General features: G+C 68.4%; 15 protein-coding genes. 9 read left to right on the top strand and 6 right to left on the bottom strand.

The window, feature by feature from the left end; translation table 11 throughout:
* The first annotated feature begins 52 nt into the window (after window positions 1-52).
* The 3 genes from MFF21_RS10575 to MFF21_RS10565 all read left to right on the top strand — a co-directional run bounded on the left by MFF21_RS10575 (window position 53) and on the right by MFF21_RS10565 (window position 3855).
* Window positions 53-637, top strand: coding sequence for a polysaccharide biosynthesis/export family protein (locus tag MFF21_RS10575; RefSeq protein WP_238311111.1), 585 nt, complete (start codon window positions 53-55; stop codon window positions 635-637).
* Window positions 638-956: 319 nt separating this feature from the next.
* On the top strand, window positions 957-2180 hold the full coding sequence (locus tag MFF21_RS10570; protein ID WP_238311248.1) for a glycosyltransferase family 4 protein: 1224 nt from the start codon (window positions 957-959) through the stop codon (window positions 2178-2180).
* A gap of 79 nt (window positions 2181-2259) precedes the next feature.
* Window positions 2260-3855 carry an undecaprenyl-phosphate glucose phosphotransferase gene (locus MFF21_RS10565; RefSeq protein ID WP_238311110.1) on the top strand — a complete coding sequence of 532 codons (1596 nt, stop codon included), beginning with the start codon at window positions 2260-2262 and terminating at the stop codon, window positions 3853-3855.
* Between the two features lie 9 nt (window positions 3856-3864).
* Here the strand turns inward: MFF21_RS10565 and MFF21_RS10560 are convergent, their stop codons facing one another.
* Both MFF21_RS10560 and MFF21_RS10555 read right to left on the bottom strand, forming a co-directional pair.
* Window positions 3865-5085: a phosphopentomutase gene (locus MFF21_RS10560; protein WP_238311109.1), complete on the bottom strand. Its 1221-nt coding sequence runs from the start codon at window positions 5083-5085 to the stop codon at window positions 3865-3867.
* Window positions 5086-5096: 11 nt separating this feature from the next.
* A complete protein-coding gene (locus MFF21_RS10555; protein WP_238311108.1) occupies window positions 5097-6761 on the bottom strand; it encodes an ABC transporter ATP-binding protein in 1665 nt (554 codons plus the stop codon).
* Window positions 6762-7033: 272 nt separating this feature from the next.
* On the opposite strand from MFF21_RS10555, the gene MFF21_RS10550 reads away from it, so the two are divergent.
* The 4 genes from MFF21_RS10550 to MFF21_RS10535 all read left to right on the top strand — a co-directional run bounded on the left by MFF21_RS10550 (window position 7034) and on the right by MFF21_RS10535 (window position 9674).
* On the top strand, window positions 7034-7240 hold the full coding sequence (locus MFF21_RS10550; protein ID WP_238311107.1) for a hypothetical protein: 207 nt from the start codon (window positions 7034-7036) through the stop codon (window positions 7238-7240).
* A 300-nt stretch (window positions 7241-7540) separates the two neighbouring features.
* Complete coding sequence (locus MFF21_RS10545) at window positions 7541-8914, top strand: DUF8370 family protein (protein ID WP_238311106.1); 1374 nt, start codon at window positions 7541-7543, stop codon at window positions 8912-8914.
* Window positions 8902-9303, top strand: a complete 402-nt coding sequence (locus tag MFF21_RS10540; RefSeq protein WP_238311105.1) for a hypothetical protein — start codon at window positions 8902-8904, stop codon at window positions 9301-9303. Before MFF21_RS10545 ends, MFF21_RS10540 begins: the two co-directional genes overlap by 13 nt.
* Entirely contained in the window at window positions 9303-9674 is a 372-nt protein-coding gene (locus tag MFF21_RS10535; RefSeq protein ID WP_238311104.1) for a hypothetical protein, read from the top strand. The genes MFF21_RS10540 and MFF21_RS10535 overlap by 1 nt, the downstream gene beginning before the upstream one ends.
* Before the next feature lie 651 nt (window positions 9675-10325).
* Here MFF21_RS10535 and glpX read toward each other — a convergent pair.
* Together glpX and MFF21_RS10525 are read right to left on the bottom strand one after the other, a co-directional pair.
* Window positions 10326-11321, bottom strand: coding sequence for a class II fructose-bisphosphatase (glpX, locus tag MFF21_RS10530; RefSeq protein WP_238311103.1), 996 nt, complete (start codon window positions 11319-11321; stop codon window positions 10326-10328).
* A gap of 230 nt (window positions 11322-11551) precedes the next feature.
* Window positions 11552-12874 (bottom strand): homoserine dehydrogenase, encoded by a 1323-nt coding sequence (locus tag MFF21_RS10525; protein ID WP_238311102.1) that lies wholly within the window; start codon window positions 12872-12874, stop codon window positions 11552-11554.
* Window positions 12875-13272: 398 nt separating this feature from the next.
* On the opposite strand from MFF21_RS10525, the gene MFF21_RS10520 reads away from it, so the two are divergent.
* Entirely contained in the window at window positions 13273-14130 is an 858-nt protein-coding gene (locus MFF21_RS10520; RefSeq protein ID WP_238311101.1) for a manganese catalase family protein, read from the top strand.
* 54 nt (window positions 14131-14184) lie between these two features.
* On the opposite strand, the gene MFF21_RS10515 is transcribed toward MFF21_RS10520, so the two are convergent.
* Window positions 14185-15519 (bottom strand): globin-coupled sensor protein, encoded by a 1335-nt coding sequence (locus MFF21_RS10515; RefSeq protein ID WP_238311100.1) that lies wholly within the window; start codon window positions 15517-15519, stop codon window positions 14185-14187.
* 177 nt (window positions 15520-15696) lie between these two features.
* Window positions 15697-16374, bottom strand: coding sequence for a hypothetical protein (locus MFF21_RS10510; RefSeq protein WP_238311099.1), 678 nt, complete (start codon window positions 16372-16374; stop codon window positions 15697-15699).
* 111 nt (window positions 16375-16485) lie between these two features.
* On the opposite strand from MFF21_RS10510, the gene xth reads away from it, so the two are divergent.
* The gene (gene xth, locus MFF21_RS10505) at window positions 16486-17280 is read left to right on the top strand and encodes an exodeoxyribonuclease III (protein ID WP_238311098.1); all 795 of its coding nucleotides are present in this window, start codon (window positions 16486-16488) and stop codon (window positions 17278-17280) included.
* Window positions 17281-17293 lie beyond the last annotated feature (13 nt).

Raw genomic sequence — 17293 nt, 5'->3', positions numbered from 1 at the left:
TTCATTAACCATGAGCGCTTAGGTCTGGGCCCTAGACACCCTCTCCTCGGCGATGGCGATGCACAGGCGCGCTCTTCTCCTGGCCCTCACCTCGACCCTGGCGCTCGGCGGCTGCCTGCGTCCGAGCTTCCGCACGGACGAGCTGGACGCCACCGGAACCGGATCGATCGGCGCCCGCTACACCCTCGCCGCCGGCGACCGGCTGCGGGTGATCGTGTTCGGCCAGGACAATCTGTCCAACATCTACGCCGTCGATGGCGCCGGCCGCATCGCCATGCCGCTGATCGGCACGGTCGTCGTCGGCGGCCAGAGCACGGCCCAGGCGGCGCGGGCGATCGAGGCGAAGCTCGCGGCGGGTTTCGTGCGCGAGCCGCACGTTACGGTTGAGGTCGACGCCTACCGACCCTTCTACATACTGGGCGAGGTCACGACCTCCGGCCAGTACCCCTACGTCAACGGCATGACCGTCGAGACTGCGGTCGCGATCGCGCAGGGCTTCGGTCCCCGCGCCGCCCGCGACTATGCCGTGCTGACCCGTCCCGGCGCGGGGCCTGAGGGCCTCGTCAACGGTATCGTGCCGATGAGCTATCCCGTCCGCCCCGGCGACACCATCGTCATCAAGGAGCGCTTCTTCTAGGGCCAAGCTCACGGGCACTGAACCGGTTTCAGGTCGGCGCGGAGCGCTCCGGAGATCGGCGCAATTCGACGGCTGCCCTTAACGCAGCCGTCACCACGCGGGGCGAAACCAGCCCTGTCCGGCCCTCCTCTGGGGACGGTGCGACCTTGCGGCCGGTCCCCTTAACGGCTCGACCATCCTTGCCACCCAGGGTGGCTGGCGATCGAACGCCGCGATCCTGCACCGCCCCGTGAGGGGCCGGCTCAGAGATCCGCGCCGCGAACTTGCCGCCGGAGCCCTCCCCGTGGTCGCCAGTCTGAGCCCCCTCCCCGCCGCCCCGATCCATGCGGAGACTCTGTCCGGCAGCGGCGCCGCATCCGTCGAGCGTCATCGCATCCTGCACGTGTTCCGCGCGCCGGTGGGCGGCCTGTTCCGGCACGTGATGGACTTGGCTCGCTTGCAGGCGGAGGCCGGGCATGCTGTCGGCATCGTCTGCGATGCCTCGACGGGCGCCGAACGGGCGGCGCGCGCCCTCGACGAGCTCGGTCCCAGTCTCGCCCTCGGCGTGAAGCGGCTGCCGATGCGGCGCAATCCGCATGTCACCGACCTGCGAAACATGCTCGCGGTGGCGGCCCATGCCGAGGCTCTGGGCGCGACGGTGCTGCACGGCCACGGCGCCAAGGGCGGCGTCTATGCCCGGGCCTGCCCCGTCGAGCCCGGTACCCGCCCCCTGATCCGCGCCTACACGCCCCATGGCGGCAGCTACAATTACAAGCCGGGCACGCCCCTGCATAAGCTCTACATGGCCGCCGAAGGGCTGCTCGCCCGGCGCACCGACGTGTTCCTGTTCGAGAGCGAGTATGTGGCCGGGCGTCACCGCGCCTATGCCGGGGGACCCGCCCGGCTCACGCGGATCGTCCATAACGGCATCGCCGAGAGCGAGTTCGCCCCCGTCGAGCGCGCGGTCGAGCCGTACGACCTCGTCTATATCGGCGAGTTGCGCGAGGCGAAGGGCATTCCCTACCTCCTCGAGGCCGTGGCGTCCCTGCGGGCCGCCGGCCGCTCCCTCTCGCTCCTCCTGGTCGGATCCGGGCCGGACGCGGGGCTCCTCGCTGCCCAGGCGGAGCGCCTGGGGCTCGCCGACGCCGTGACCTTCGAGCCGCCCCAGCCGATCCGCCCCGTCCTGACGCGGGGCCGGGTGATGGTGGTGCCCTCGCTGGCCGAATCCCTGCCCTACGTCGTGCTGGAGGCGGCGGCCGCCTGTCAGCCGCTGGTGGCGACCCATGTCGGCGGTGTGCCGGAGATCTTCGCCGGCACCGACCATCCCCTCGTGCCCCCACGGGACTCCGCCGCGCTGGCGGTCGCCATCGATGCGATCCTGCGTCAGGCGCCGGAGGTTCGCGCCGCCGAGGCCGAGCGCCTGAGCGCTTCCGTCAGGACGCGCTTCTCGATGAAGCGGATGGGAGCGGACGTGCTCTCCGGTTACGCGGCGGCCTTCCAGGCCCGGGCCCGCGCCGTTGCCCTCCCGTCCGGGCACGCGGCCTTCGAGGCGGCGGGCCGTTAAGCGTTCCGAGAGCGACCGCTGCAATCATTGTGGTGCGGGGAGTGGGAATGAGCCCCGCCGGGTATTTTGGAAGACGGCCATGAGCGCCTTCGACGTCCGTGACCTCCTGAAAGTCGCCGGCGAGCCCGGTGCCGTCCGCGCCGATTCCGGCGTGGTGCCCCTTCCGAGGGGCGATGGGTTCGGGGAAGTCTTCTCGGAGGGGCGGGCGGGCTCCCCGCCTCCGAGCGCTGTTGCCCCCGCCGAGGCCCTGGCCCCCATGCCGAAGGGGCCCCTGCTCTCGTCCGTGGTGCTGGCCGGCATCGTGCGCGTGGCCGAACTCGCCCTCATCGCCGTGTTCGGCGCAGGCGTGAAGGTCCTCGTGCTCGGGGACGCGGTGCCGTTCGGGATAGGCTATCTCTCCGCGATCTTCGGGATCGCGCTCATCGCGGTCGGGCTGTTCCAGGCGGGCGGCCTCTACCGTCTCGGTGCTTTCCGCGGCTTCGCCAAGAGCGCGGTCAAGCTCGTCGCCGGCTGGACGCTGACCTTCCTGCTGGTCGCGGCCGCCCTGTTCCTCGCCAAGATCGCCGACCACTACTCCCGGATCTGGCTCGGCAGCTTCTATGTCTGCGGCCTCGCCCTGCTGCTCACGGGCCGGCTCGCCCTCGCCCTGTTCGTGACCGACCAGATGCGCCGGGGCCGCTTCGACCGCCGCACCGCCATCGTCGGCGGCGGCCCTGCGGCCGAGGAACTGATCCGTGCCCTCGACGCCTCGGAGGAGAGTGGCATCCGCATCGTGGGCGTGTTCGACGACCGCGGCGACAACCGTTCCTCGGATGTGGTCGCCGGATATCCCAAGCTCGGCAATGTCAGCGATCTCGTTGCCTATGCCCGCCGAGCCCGGCTCGACCTGATCGTCTTCACCCTGCCGATCTCGGCGGAGGCGCGCATCCTGCAGATGCTCGCCAAGCTCTGGGTGCTGCCGATCGACATCCGCCTCTCGGCGCATGCGACCAAGCTGCGCCTGCGTCCGCGGGCCTATTCCTATCTCGGTTCGGTGCCGCTCCTCGACGTGTTCGACAAGCCGCTGGCCGATTGGGACGTGATCGCCAAGACGGTGTTCGACCGCGTGGTCGGGCTCGCGATGCTGCTCGCGCTCTCCCCGATCATGATCGCGGTGGCGATCGCGGTGAAACTGACCTCGCGAGGGCCCGTGCTGTTCCGGCAGAAGCGCTACGGCTTCAACAACGAGCTGATCGAGGTCTTCAAGTTCCGCTCGATGTATGTCGACCAGGGCGACGCCACCGCCGCGAAGCTCGTCACCAAGGGCGACCCGCGGGTGACGCCGGTGGGGCGCTTCATCCGCAAGACCTCGCTCGACGAGTTGCCGCAGCTCTTCAACGTCATCAAGGGCAACCTGTCGCTGGTCGGTCCCCGGCCTCACGCCCTCCAGGCCAAGGCGGCCAACACCCTCTACGATCAGGTCGTGGACGGCTATTTCGCTCGCCACAAGGTCAAGCCCGGCATCACCGGCTGGGCGCAGATCAACGGATGGCGCGGCGAGACCGACACCTCGGAGAAGCTGCAGCGGCGCGTGGAGCACGACCTCTATTACATTGAGAACTGGTCGGTCGCCTTCGACCTCCAGATCCTGCTGACCACGCCCTTCGCGCTCTTCAAGACCGAGAACGCGTATTGAGGGAGCCGCTCACCACCAGGAGCGGCCCGCCGGCAGCGGCGGAATTCCCAGATGTGCCGCGACCGAGGCGCCGATATCGGCGAAGCTCTCCCGGCACCCGAGTGCGGCCGGGGCGAGGCCGGGGCCGAAGGCGAGGATCGGCACCTGCTCGCGGGTATGCTCGGTGCCGTGCCAGGTCGGGTCGTTGCCGTGATCGGCGGTGATCAGGCAGAGATCACCGTCCTGCAGGAGGGCGCGGATCTCCGGCACTCGGGCGTCGAAGGCCTCCAGGGCGGCGGCATAGCCCGGCACGTCGCGGCGATGGCCATACTCCGTGTCGAAATCCACGAGGTTGAGGAAGACGAGGCCGCCCTCCGGCAGGGCGGTGAAGGCGCCGAGCGCGGCGTCGAGACAGGCGGCGTTGCCCGCCGGCTTGATCTCCTGCCCGGTGGCGCGGTGGGCGAAGATGTCCCCGATCTTGCCGACGCTGACCACGGCCCTCCCCTCGGCGGCGAGCCGGTCGAGGAGCGTGTCGGCGGGGGGCGCGACGGAGAAGTCCTTCCGGTTCGCCGTGCGGCGGAAGCTCGCCCGGTCGCTGCCGAGGAAGGGCCGGGCGATGACGCGGCCGACGCGGTACGCGTCGCAGAGGTCCCGGGCGATGCGGCAGGTCTCGTAGAGGCGCGCGAGCCCGAAGGCGTCCTCGTGGGCGGCGATCTGGAAGACGCTGTCGGCGGAGGTGTAGCAGATCGGCTTGCCCGTCCGCAGGTGCTCCTCGCCGAAGGCCTCGATGACGGCGGTGCCCGCCGCGTGCCGGTCGCCCAGGATACCGGGCAAGCCGGCCTGTTCGACGAGGGCCGCCACCAGCTCGGGCGGGAAGGCGGGCTGTGTGTCGGGGAAATGGCCCCAATCCTCGCGCATCGGCAGACCGGTGATCTCCCAGTGGCCGGACGGCGTGTCCTTGCCGGCTGCGGTCTCGACCGCGTGGCCGTAGGCGCCCTGCACCGCGCCCGAGGGCGCGAGGCCCGGGGGGAGGCGGCCTGTGGCGCCCTCGCAGGCGAGGCCGAGGCCGAGGGCGGCCAAATTCGGCAGGCACAGGGGGCCGGCGCGCAGACCGGCCCGGTCGCCGCCGCCCACCGCGCAGCATTCGGCGATGTGGCCGACCGTGTCCGCGCCGGCATCGCCGTAGCGGGCGGCATCGGGGCCTCCGCCGATGCCGACGGAATCGAGGACGATCAAGAGAGCACGGGGCATCGTGACGGGTCTCAGGCCGGAAGCGGCTCGGCCTCGGCGAGGGCGTCCGCCTCCATCTCGAAGGCGGCGGCGAAGAGGGCACGGGTATACTCGGTCTTCGGCGCGGAAAAGATCTCCGCGGCCGGTCCTTCCTCGACGACCTTCCCGTTCTGCATCACCAGCACGTAGTTCGAGAGGGCGCGCACCACCTTCAGGTCGTGGCTGATGAAGAGATAGGCGAGGCCGCGCTCCCGCTGCAGGTCGCGCAGCAGGGTCACGATCTGGGCCTGCACCGAGCGGTCGAGCGCCGAGGTCGGCTCGTCGAGCACGACGAAGCGAGGCTCGAGCACGATGGCCCGGGCGATGGCGATGCGCTGGCGTTGGCCGCCGGAGAATTCGTGCGGGTAGCGATCCATGGCGGCCGGGTCGAGCCCCACATCCGTCAAGGCCTTGGCCACGGACGCCCGACGGGCGGCCTTGGAGCGCACCAGCCCCTGCACTTCGAGGCCCTCCGCGACGATGTCGCCCACGGACATGCGCGGCGACAGGGAGCCGTAGGGATCCTGGAAGACCACCTGCATGTGCCGGCGCAGGGGCCGCATGGCCCCGGGGCCGAGGGCCTCGATGGCCCGGCCGAGGAAGACGATCGGCCCTTCGCTGCGGGTCAGGCGCAGCAGGGCGAGGCCGAGGGTGGTCTTGCCCGAGCCGGATTCGCCGACGACCCCCACGGTCTCCCCCGCCCGCACCCGCAGGCTGACCCCGTCGACCGCCTTGACGTGGCCGGTCACCCGCCGGAGCAGCCCGGTCTTCAGGGGGAACCAGACCTTGATCGGCCCGGCCTCGACCAGCCGCTCGGCCGCCTCCGGCACCGGGTTGGCGCGGCCGGTGGGCTCGGAGGCGAGCAGGCGCTGCGTGTATTCGTGGCGCGGGTGGCCGAACACCTCGGCCACCGGGCCGGCCTCCACGATGCGCCCGCGCAGCATCACGCAGACATGGTCGGCGATGCGCCGGACGATGCCGAGATCGTGGGTGATGAACAGCATGGCCATGCCGAGCCGCTTCTGCAGGTCGGCGAGCAGCGCCAGGATCTGGGCCTGCACCGTCACGTCGAGGGCGGTGGTCGGCTCGTCGGCCACGAGCAGGTCGGGCTCGCAGGCGAGCGCCATGGCGATCATCACCCGCTGGCGCTGGCCGCCGGAGAGCTCGTGCGGATAGGCGCCGAGCCGCCGCTCGGCATCGCGGATGCCGACGAGGTCGAGCAGTTCGAGGATGCGGGCCCGGGCCTTGCGGCCGCTCAGGCCCCGATGCAGCGCCAGCACCTCGCCGATCTGCCGCTGGATCGTGTGCAGCGGGTTGAGCGAGGTCATGGGCTCCTGGAAGACCATGGTGATGTCGGCCCCGCGCACCTGCCGCAGGTCGCGTTCGGGCAGGCCGAGCAGGTCGCGGCCCTTGAACAGGATGCGCCCGCCCGGGTGATGCGCCGCCCCGTCGAGGAGCCGCAGGATCGAGAGGGCGGTGACCGACTTGCCGGAGCCGGATTCGCCCACCAGCGCCACGGTCTGCCCGGGCCGGATCGCGAAGCTGACCCGGTCGACGGCGAGGCTGTCGCCGCCGCGGGTGCGGAAGGCGACCGAAAGGTCCTCGACGGAGAGGAGGGCGTCGGCGCGCCCGGGCGCGGTGTCGGCGGAGATCGGCATCGCCCCCCTTATAGCGCGCCGCGGCCCGGGCGCGATGGGCTGCGCGGATCCGCCCGGCCGCAGCATCCCGATTCCGAAAACGCCGGCCGCCCCCTCCCGGCACGAGGCCCGCGTGGAGACGCCGGCGCGGCGGCTTTTCGAAATTCTCGAACGGTTCGATCGAATTTATTCCGCTGTTCCGGCGCGGGGGCGAGGCCCAGATACCGCTCATCGGATGACGGCCACGGCGACAGCCACCGGGCCGCACCACGACGACCAGAATGGAGCCCCTCATGACCCGCATCGCCTCCGCCGCCCTCGCCCTCTCGCTGGCCGCCGCCACCCCGGCCTTCGCCCAGAGCTACACCGCCCCGGCCGGCATCGCCGCCCAGGCCGCCGTCTCCGGCGGCACGGTCTCCGGCACCGCCGTCGCCCAGACCCAGCCGAGCCGCGACGTCACCGCCACCGGCACGGTCACCCACCGCCCGGCCCACCGCTAAGGCTCGGCACATCGCGCCCCGCGCGGGCGCACGACGAAAAATCCGGCCCCGCAGGACGTGGGGCCGGATTTTTTATGGGGTGAGGCGTGCCAGCGCGTCTAGTTTTGACCCCTTGCGGACATTCGACCTGCTTCCGCCGAACGTCTGGATCGGGTGGAAAGCCGAAGTTGGCGCCCGCCCCTCAAGCGGACGTTGAGCGGGGCCAGTCAAGCAGCTGTCGCACAGGTTCACAACCGATTGGGGAGAAATGCTTGCGGTCTGAGCATCTCGCGCCCCGCATGTGGTAGAATCGGCCCTAAGATGCTGATCAATCCACGCCTTACCGATCACTACGGGATCGCCACTCCGCAATCGACCTTGGATTTCGCGATCCCGTTTTTCAACGAGGACATCCCCCTCTACGTCGATCCGTTCCTGCTCTGGCGGTCACCGTCCCAACAGGATCAGGCACTCCACACGTCGCTGATCAACGCCTTCAATCACCTTGGCTATCTGACGAAGGCAGGGCGCCGCGAAGAAGCCCGAAGGGCCCTAATCATCTCGTCCGAGTGCGCTGAAGTCGGACTGGGGTCATCCGCGACCAGAACGGGGAAACGTATCGGACCAGCCAAAGCCGATGAAATATTAACGCTCTTCGAATCGATCCCACAGTACAACCAACGTGGCTTCCGCCACTTCGAAGAGCTCCAATTCTATGTCGATGGTATCTCTAAGGACCGCATCAGCGATTTCGCCTGCAGCTTCCTCAAATCATTCCTGATCGACTTTACTAGAGACCGTTGCCAGGAACTTGGGATTCCGCTTGTTTCACACGACGGGCTTCAGGTTTACAGCTACCGGGACCAGGAGTTCAGGACGGAGAACGGCGTTATGCTGCCATCCAACCCGGAAACCGGCATTCCGATCATGCTGGTTCCGAAACGATGGCTGCGGTTCGTCCCGTGGATATCATACGACGACTATTTCAAGAACCACTGTCCTCAGGATGATGTCGCGCACGCCGGCGAGAAGCTTGACAAAGTCAAAGTTCTGAACTTCAACCGTGAAAATTATGGGGTCATTGACGCCTATACCAAGGAGAAGGAGCGCACCTGCGATGACTGTACGTCCGATCCGCTGTTTACACAGATCCCGGTCTTATCAGCGCGGCGGAAGCTGGCGGACCTGAAAAAACTGCCAACCGGCAAGGGCGACGGCGCGGACCGGAAATACGAAGATGTGATGTGCCAGCTCCTTCCTTCAATGCTGTACCCACATCTCGACTTTGCCGCTGCCCAAAGCCGCACGGACAGCGGCGTAACGATCCGCGACCTAATTATGTACAATGGGCAGCAGGATCCGTTTCTGCGGGAAATATTCAACGACTATGGTAGCCGTCAGATCGTTTTCGAAATGAAGAATGTCGCCCAGGTTGAACGACAGCATATTGACCAGCTGAACCGATACCTCACAGACAGTCTGGGCAAATTCGGGGTTCTGGTGACACGCTCGCCTTTGAAAAAGGCTCGCATGGAGAGCACGGTGGATCTGTGGTCTGGCCAGCGTCGGAGCATTATCACGCTGACGGATGTCGATATCGAGCAGATGGTCGAAGTTTTTGAGAGTAAGCAGCGTGCGCCGCTTGATATATTGAAGCGATCTTATATAGAGTTTAGAAGAAAATGTCCGGGGTGAACATGTCGATAACACGCGAACGGATTGAGGCTCTTGAGAAGATCAGCGGTCAGATCGAGGGCCTGCATAGAGAAGTGACTGCGCTGGCGCGGAAGAGTCCGAACGACGCGGTCAATAAGTTCAAGCTTAAATTTCTGAACGGCGCATTGAGTGATGCCAATCTGGTTCTGGGGAATGCTTATAAACCTGTCGAAGGGTTCGAGCGTTTTGATGATGACGACCTGCCATCAAATAGTGATGTTACATTTATCCTAGCTCAATATCTAGAGGAACTTGAGCGATTAAGAGCTGACAATATCAAAATTGACATGGGAAGATGGGTTTATAATCTGCCGGGTAGCGAGAAAATAAGAACAGCTCCGCCCAAAAAGATAAGCGAGAAAAAATAATGCCAGCACACTTCTATACGACCAAGGATAAGGCGAATGGCTATGATGCTCTCATCGAGCCGTTCAACGGCCTCTTCAGGGAGCTGAAGGATCTCGGCAAAAAGAAACCTGACGCGGCCCTTAGTGCGGCCAAAGTCAAGATGTTGAATAGAATTCTCCAAGATGTCATCGAACTGCTGGATGGCGAGCAGGGGCACAAATATCTAGACCTGTTAGACGATGAGACGCTGCCGCAGTATAGCGATGCCGTGTTAGTGATGGCGCAATTTGAAGGGGCGCTCCAGGCATTCCATAGTCGATATCACGGGTTTCAGAGTGCTTATCACGAAAGTCGGTGGTTCATCCAAGATACTAAGGGCGCCAAAAAGTGAGGAACTGTCTCCGTATGTTAGGAACGCCCGACCCCTGATGGTCCGCAGCCGCGATGTCGGGCAATTTCAGGATTTCGCCCGCTGTGTGCTCAAGCGTGACGAAATCGGTTGCCGTAGGTCCGGTCTCGCGCCCCAATTAGCCTGTTCGCAACCGGACCTGCTGTAGTTCTGAGAAGGGTCGGGAGCGAGCGGAACGGCGATATCTGCTCCAAACCTGCGCCGCTCGGAAGCGGACCGGCAGAAAACCGCCCATTTCGGTCGTAGATCACCGTCCGCCGAACGAGCGGAAAGCGGACCTTCCGAGGGTCGGCGAAGGGTCGGGAGCGGCGGTTCAGCGCCTGTCGGGCCCAGGTCGGATCATGGCGCCTTCCTGACTCACGGCACCCAACATTCGAGCAACTGCCTTCCCCCTGAACAGACCTTCGCTGCCCTGGCAGGAGCTTCGCTCCGTTTGTCGTAACAGGGTGTCCCGCCAAGTCTCTGGCTTCTCTCCAAAGTCGGCACGCCGGCCGCCTCTTGGTTGGGGCCGACAGGAGGTGGACCAAGCCTTTCGCGAAAGCGCTTCGACTCGCCCGCGCGCTCACCGGCTTTCGTCCCTGGAAGGACGCTGCTCCGCCGCCGCCGCAGATTCCTGCGGCAGGCCGCGCCGCCCTACCCTTCCACCTCGTCCCGCAGGCGGTGCTCGCTGGCGATGCGGCGGACGGTGCCGGTGTTGGAGCGGTAGACCACGGTCTCGGTTTCGAGCCGGCCGGGGCGGAAGCGCACGCCGGCGAGCAGGGCGCCGTCGGTGACGCCGGTGGCGGCGACGATCACGTCGCCCCGGGCCATGTCGTGCATCTCGTATTTCTTGTTCGGGTCGGTGATGCCCATCTTGGCGGCGCGGGCGCGCTTGTCGGCGGAATCGAGGATCAGCCGGCCCTGCATCTGGCCGCCGATGCAGCGCAGAGCCCCGGCCGCGATCACGCCCTCGGGGGCGGCGCCGGAGCCCATATAGATGTCGACGCCGGTCTCGTCCGGCTTGGTGCAGTGGATGATCGCGGCGATGTCCCCGTCCGAGATCAGGCGGATGCCCGCCCCCGTCGCCCGCACCGCGGCGATCAGGTCGATGTGGCGCGGCCGGTCGAGGATGATCGCGGTGATCTGCGAGGGCTTCACGCCCTTGGCCTTGGCCAGCGCCGTGATGTTCTCCGCGGGGCTCGCGTCGAGATCGACCGTGCCGGGGGGATAGCCGGGGCCGATGGCGATCTTCTGCATGTAGACGTCGGGGGCCGCGAGCAGGCTGCCCTTCTCGGCGATCGCCATCACGGCGATGGCGCCCGGCATGTCCTTGGCGCAGAGGGTGGTGCCCTCCAGGGGGTCGACGGCGATGTCGACCTCGGGTCCCTCCCCCGTGCCCAGGGACTCGCCGATATAGAGCATCGGCGCCTCGTCGCGCTCGCCCTCGCCGATCACCACCGTGCCGGCGATGGGCAGCCGGCCGAGCTCGGCGCGCATGGCGTCGACGGCGGCCTGGTCGGCCTCCTTCTCCTTGCCCTGGCCGCGCAGGCGGGCGGCGGCGATGGCCGCCTGCTCGGTCACGCGCACCAGCTCCAGGGTCAGCCCGCGGGCCGTGCCGCCGCTGAAGATCCCGCTCTCGACCGCCGCCATCTCGTGTCCTTCCCTGGGCCAAGCCGCGGTTCTTCGCGCCGCGGATCCCCCGGTCTCACCGATCCTGAAGCCTTTTTCCAGGCGCGCGCCGCAGGGGCAGGATCCTGCGCGGCCCCGCGCGCCCCGGCCCGCGTCGAACGGCGTGCAGAATCAAGGGCCTGCAGCATGGGGGCGATGCCGTGGAAAAACCAGCATCCCCCGGGAGGGAAACGCCGGCCACGGCCCTCGCCTCACTCCCGCTCGATGCGGATGAGCTGGGGCGTCTCGGCCAGCAGCCCGTCGGCGGCGATGGCGTCGAGGGCGGCGCGGATGTTCCCCTCGGTCGCCGCGTAGGTGATCAGCACCAGGGGCACCGGCCGGCCGGAACGGCCATGCGGATCGCTCGAGGCGTCCTTCTCCAGGCGGCGCTGCACGATGCTCTCGATGGAGATCTCGCGCTCGGCCATGCGGGTGGCGACGCCGGCGGCCACGCCCCGGCGGTCATGCACCGTGAGGCGGACATAGTAGCCGCCCTCGTGGCGCTGCATCTCGACCCGGCGGGGCGGGGAGAGCCGGTCGACCGGCCGGCCGAAGACCGGGCGGTTCAGGCCGCTGGCCACGTCCGCGATGTCGGCGACGACGGCGGAGGCCGTGGCGTTGCCGCCGGCCCCGGGGCCGATCAGGGTCAGCTCGCCGACCGCGTCCGCATCGATGGTGACGGCGTTGGTCACGCCCATGACCTGGGCGATGGCGGAGGCCTTGGGCACCATGGTCGGGTGCACCCGCTGCTCGATGCCCGCCTCGGTGAGCTGGGCCACGCCGAGCAGCTTGATCCGGTAGCCGAGCTCGTCCGCCATGGCGAGATCGAGGGGCTGGATGGCCGAGATGCCCTCGACCGAGACGCCCTCCGCGTCGATCTCCACGCCGAAGGCGAGGCTCGTGAGGATGGAGAGCTTGTGGGCGGTGTCGAAGCCCTCGACGTCGAAGGTCGGGTCGGCCTCGGCATAGCCCAGCGCCTGCGCGTCCTTGAGGCAGGCCTCGAAGGTCAGGCCCTCGGCCTCCATGCGGCTGAGGATGTAGTTGCAGGTGCCGTTGAGGATTCCGTAGACGCGGCTGACCGCGTTGCCGGCGAGCCCCTCGCGCAGGGCCTTGATGACGGGGATGCCGCCGGCCACGGAGGCCTCGTAGGCCAGCGCCACGCCGCGCGCCTCGGCCGCCCGGGCCAGGGCGGCGCCGTGGCGGGCGAGCAGCGCCTTGTTGGCGGTGACGACGTGCTTGCCGGTGCCGATCGCCGCCTCGACCACGGCCTTGGCCGCCCCGTCCGCGCCGCCGATCAGCTCGACCACGCAATCGACCTCCGAGGCGGTGGCCAGCGCCACCGGATCGTCGAACCAGGTCAGGCCCGAGAGATCGACGCCGCGGTCGCGGTGGCGGTCGCGGGCGGAGACGGCGGTCACGCGGATCGGCGCGCCGATGGCGGCTTCGAGCGCGTCCGCCCGGCGCGCGATCATCTGGACGACGGAGGCGCCGACGGTGCCGAGGCCGGCGATGCCGAGGCGAAGGGTCTGCTTCACGGGCTCGTGCGTCATGGCTCGACCGGATGGCTCCACCGTTGAAAGGGCCGCGTCCCCGCGCATCGGCGCGGGCCGGGGCCGTTCCGAAGGTCCCTTGACGTGCCGGCGGCCTGCGAGCGGCCGCGCTCGGGAGAGCGCCGTCCTTCTGCAACGATTTGGCGGGGGGCGCAAGGAAACCGCCCCATCCCCGCCCGGAGGCGTGCCGGAGAAGCCTCTCCCATCGATGGGGCGCGACAAAGACGCGTCACATCAAAAAGCGCGCGTGGCGGCTGAACAACCTTCGGCAGAGCCGGTTTCCCGGGCACCGGCGGATGCCTCCCGAAGAGCATCCGCCAAGTTTCGCCAAGATCTGAAAAGTTCCGTCAACCCGGCGATCAACAAGCGCGAGGAACGCGACGATGTATTATTTCGACAAGCGCCTGCAATATCCTGTGAAGGTCGAGAGCCCCGATCCGGTCTTCGCGCGCATGCTTCAGCAGGCCATCGGTGGTGTCGAGGGCGAGATCCGCGTCTGCATGCAGTACTTCTTCCAGGCCTGGGGCTCGCGCGGGCCGACCACGAAATACCGCGACATGCTGCTCAACACCGCGACCGAGGAGATCGGCCATATCGAGATGCTGGCGACCGCGGTGGCGATGAATCTCGAGACGGCCCCGAGCAAGGTGCAGGAGGCCAGCGCCACGGATACGGTGGTGGGCGCGGTGATGGGCGGTGAGAACCCGCGCCATCTCATCGAGGGCATGCTGCACCGGCACATCCTCTCGACCGGCATGGCCGCCTTCCCGGCCAACAGCGAGGGCGTGCCCTTCGACATGAGCCACATCTACGCGAGCGGGAACCTCGCCGCGGACATGTATTGCAACGTCGCCGCCGAGGCGACGGGGCGCACGCTCGCGGTGCGCCTGTTCAACGCGACCAACGATGCCGGCATGCGGGACATGCTGCACTTCATGATCGCCCGGGACACGATGCACCAGGAGCAGTGGCTCGCGGTGATCGAGGAACTCGGCGGCCCTGCCGGCGCCCTGCCGATCCCGAATTCCTTCCCGCAGAGCAAGGAGCACGAGAAGTTCAACTACAACTTCTTCGCCACGGCTGCGGACGGCTCCCCGCCCCCGGAGGGCCGCTGGACCCATGGCCCCTCCCTCGACGGCAAGGGCCAGTTCAGCGTGTTCAAGAACCAGCCCATGGGCGAGGAGCCGGTGCTGGGCCCGGCCCGGCCCGACAGCGGCGCGCAATCCGAGCAGATCGCCTGAGCGGCGGGAACGAAGGGGCCGGGCGCGGGGTCTCGCTCCGTGCCTGGCCGGTCCTCAGGCCGCCCGGGCGCGGGCGAGGAAGGTATCGATGTCCTGGCGCAGGCGGGCGATCTGCTGATCGAGGGTGGCGCGGGCGGTGCCGACCTGGCCGGCGGCGTCCGTCGCCGTGCGGGTCGAGCCGCCGAGCTCCTCGATCGAGCGGGCCACCGTCTGGGTGCTGCCCGCGGTCCGCTGGATCGTCGCCGCGATCTCGCGGGTGACCGCTTCCTGCTCCTCCACCGCGGCGGCGATGGCGGTCGCGATGCCGTTCACGTCGCCGATCACCCGGGCGATCTCCTGGATGTCGCCGGCGCTCTGCTGGGTCGCCTTCTGGATCGCGGCGATGCGGCTGCCGATCTCGGTGGTGGCGCGGGCGGTCTGCTCGGCTAGGGTCTTCACCTCGCTCGCCACCACGGCGAAGCCGCGGCCGGCGGCGCCCGCCCGGGCGGCCTCGATGGTGGCGTTGAGGGCGAGCAGGTTGGTCTGGCTCGCGATCTGGCTGATCAGCTCGATCACCTGCCCGATCTGCTCGGCCTGCGCGGTCAGGCTCGAGACCGATTCCCGGGTGCGCTCGGCGGTCTCGACGGCGCGGCTCGCCACCTCGGCGGAGGCGGTCGCCTGCTGGCCGATCTCCTTGACGGAAGAGGCGAGCTCCTCGGCGGCGGCGGCGGTGGTCTGGATGTCGGCGGAGGTCTGCTCGGCCGCGCCCATCACCGCGCCGGCGAGCGCGTTGGCGTTCGCGGTGGCGCCGTCGAGGGCGTGGGCGCTGTTCGAGAGCACCCCGCTCGCCTGCTCGGAGACGCGCAGGGATTCGCCGACGGACTCGGAGAAGGTCGCCACCGCCTCCGACAGCAGGGCGCCGCGCTTCTGGCGCTCTTCCACCAGGGTTTCCTGATAGATCGAGATGGCGAAGTCCATGTCGAGCATCACCGCCTTGTTGAGCACGGCGATGCGCTCGGCCAGGGCCCGGCCGTTGAAGCGATGGCCGGCGGAGAGATGCGCGACCAGGGCGTTCAGGACGAAGGCGTAGCCGCCGATATACCAGCGCGGCTCCAGGCCGATCTTGTGGTGGACGAGGCCGATGCGGCGGATGCCGGCGACGTAATCCGCGTCGAAGTTGCCCGAGAACAGACGCTTCCAGTGGTTCGACTGCGCCGAGACGAGGCGGCTCTGGTGGTCGCCGAGCAGGGCGGCGAGCTGCGGCACGCCGCGCAGCTTCACGTAGAACTGCTCGAGGACCTGCGGCAGAGCCGGCTCGATCAGCGGCCAGAGAGCGACGAGGTCCTGCCGGGCGCGGGCATCGATGCCGAGGAACGCGAGGCGTTCCGAGATCTGAATGGTGTCCTGCACGACCGTCCTCATAAGCTTATCGAAGTTCTCATAAGGTTTCGGCAGTTAATAATCTGTTCTGGATTGTAGCGATCACAATCTGTGGTTGGCGCCTGGATGATCGGTTTCCGATCTTCCCTGCCCGTTTCGTCCTCTCGCGCAGCCAGCAGCCTCCCGCCCCCCTCGCGGTGCGACCAATCAATTTCTCGACCGAAACCTTCGGGCCGCCTGGACGAGCCAGAACAGGACTGCGGCGTTGCAGAGATGCCAGAGCGGGTGCGTCCCCGTGGGCAGCACCGGGCAGAGCGCCACATCCGTCGTCCGGAAGACGAGGGAGAGGCCGAACAGGGCGCCCGCCCCCAGAAGGGCGCGCCCGGCCCGGCGCCGCCGTTCCTCCCCCGAGGCCAGCAGCGGCGCCCCGACGCCGAACAGCGCCAGCAGGGCCGGCAGGTAATCGATCGAGCCGTTGCTGAGCGCGGCCAGGGAGCGCCCGGTCAGAGCGTCGAGGGCCGGCGTCAGACCGAAGGAGAAGGCGGCGAAGGCGAGCGTCGCCGCGAAGCCCGCGACGGGGCCGAAGCCGTGGAAGCGGCGCAGGGCCAAGAGGAAATAGGCGTAGATGAAGAGCCCGATCGGGATCACGTCGGCGAGCATCGACCAGCGGTCGGCGAAGGTGTGGAACAGGAAGGAGCCGATCCCGACCACGCCGACGAGCAGGCTCAGCGCCCGGGTCGGGGCGTCGCCCCGCGCCCGCCGCCAGGCCAGCGCCGCGGCGACGAGGAAGGCGGCGTTCGAGACCGCGTTGAGCGGCTCCGCCCAGAAGCCGGCATCCTGGCGCTCGCAATAGGCGCGCACCGGCTCGAACCAGGAAGCGTCCATGGAAGAGCCCCGCCTGTCCCGTCCTCGATCGACGCGTCGGCTTGCCAGGGCGACGCGAAGGCCCGATGACGGGGCCGCCGGCGCCCGGGGCGGGGCCACGCGGGACAGGCCATGCGGATCACCACCTGGAACGTCAACTCGATCAAGCAGCGGACCGGCCACCTCCTCGACTTCCTCGCCCAGGAGAAGCCGGACGTGGTCTGCCTGCAGGAGCTGAAATGCCAGGAGGCGGGCGTTCCCCGGGCCGAGATCGAGGCGGCGGGCTACGCCGTCGAGGCCCTGGGGCAGAAGGCCTATAACGGTGTCGCCCTGCTGGTGCGGGCGCCGCTGGCCTACGACGAGGTGCTGCGGGGCCTGCCCGGCGACCCGGACGACGAGCAGGCCCGCTACATCGAGGCGGTGGTGCAGGGCGAGGGCGTTCCCCCGGTGCGGATCGCCTCGATCTACCTGCCCAACGGCAACCCGGCCCCGGGGCCGAAATACGATTACAAGCTCGCCTTCCTGGAGCGGCTGCGGCGCCACGCCCGCGCCCGGATGGAGACAGAGGTGCCCCTGGTGCTCTCCGGCGACTTCAACGTGATCCCCGCCCCCGAGGACGCCGCCGACCCGGCCGCCTGGACGCAGGACGCGCTGTTCCTGCCCGAAACCCGCCGCGCCTTCCGGGCGCTGCTCGCGGAGGGCTTCACCGAGGCCCTGCGCGCCTGCGACCCGCGGGCGGGCCTCTACACCTTCTGGGACTACCAGGCCGGAAGCTGGCAGCGGAATCTCGGCATCCGCATCGACCACCACCTGCTCTCGCCCCAGGCTGCCGACCGCCTCGTCTCGGTCTCGGTGCAGAAAGCCCTGCGCGGCCTCGAAAAGCCCTCCGACCACGTGCCGGTGACCGTGGAACTCGCCGACGGCTGAGGCGCTCGGTCGC

It is taken from the genome of Methylobacterium organophilum (genome assembly GCF_022179465.1).
Lineage (GTDB): Bacteria > Pseudomonadota > Alphaproteobacteria > Rhizobiales > Beijerinckiaceae > Methylobacterium > Methylobacterium organophilum.
This window is presented reverse-complemented; position numbering and strand designations above follow the sequence as displayed.

What these genes read in the sequence shown, in the direction of transcription:
- MFF21_RS10555 (WP_238311108.1), bottom strand. Translation starts at nt 6,761, where the DNA reads ATGCCGATCTCCGCCGACACCGCGCCCGGGCGCGCCGACGCCCTCCTC.
- glpX (WP_238311103.1), bottom strand. Translation starts at nt 11,321, where the DNA reads ATGGCGGCGGTCGAGAGCGGGATCTTCAGCGGCGGCACGGCCCGCGGG.
- MFF21_RS10545 (WP_238311106.1), top strand. Translation starts at nt 7,541, where the DNA reads ATGCTGATCAATCCACGCCTTACCGATCACTACGGGATCGCCACTCCG.
- xth (WP_238311098.1), top strand. Translation starts at nt 16,486, where the DNA reads ATGCGGATCACCACCTGGAACGTCAACTCGATCAAGCAGCGGACCGGC.
- MFF21_RS10560 (WP_238311109.1), bottom strand. Translation starts at nt 5,085, where the DNA reads ATGCCCCGTGCTCTCTTGATCGTCCTCGATTCCGTCGGCATCGGCGGA.
- MFF21_RS10550 (WP_238311107.1), top strand. Translation starts at nt 7,034, where the DNA reads ATGACCCGCATCGCCTCCGCCGCCCTCGCCCTCTCGCTGGCCGCCGCC.
- MFF21_RS10565 (WP_238311110.1), top strand. Translation starts at nt 2,260, where the DNA reads ATGAGCGCCTTCGACGTCCGTGACCTCCTGAAAGTCGCCGGCGAGCCC.
- MFF21_RS10535 (WP_238311104.1), top strand. Translation starts at nt 9,303, where the DNA reads ATGCCAGCACACTTCTATACGACCAAGGATAAGGCGAATGGCTATGAT.
- MFF21_RS10520 (WP_238311101.1), top strand. Translation starts at nt 13,273, where the DNA reads ATGTATTATTTCGACAAGCGCCTGCAATATCCTGTGAAGGTCGAGAGC.
- MFF21_RS10575 (WP_238311111.1), top strand. Translation starts at nt 53, where the DNA reads ATGGCGATGCACAGGCGCGCTCTTCTCCTGGCCCTCACCTCGACCCTG.
- MFF21_RS10540 (WP_238311105.1), top strand. Translation starts at nt 8,902, where the DNA reads ATGTCCGGGGTGAACATGTCGATAACACGCGAACGGATTGAGGCTCTT.
- MFF21_RS10510 (WP_238311099.1), bottom strand. Translation starts at nt 16,374, where the DNA reads ATGGACGCTTCCTGGTTCGAGCCGGTGCGCGCCTATTGCGAGCGCCAG.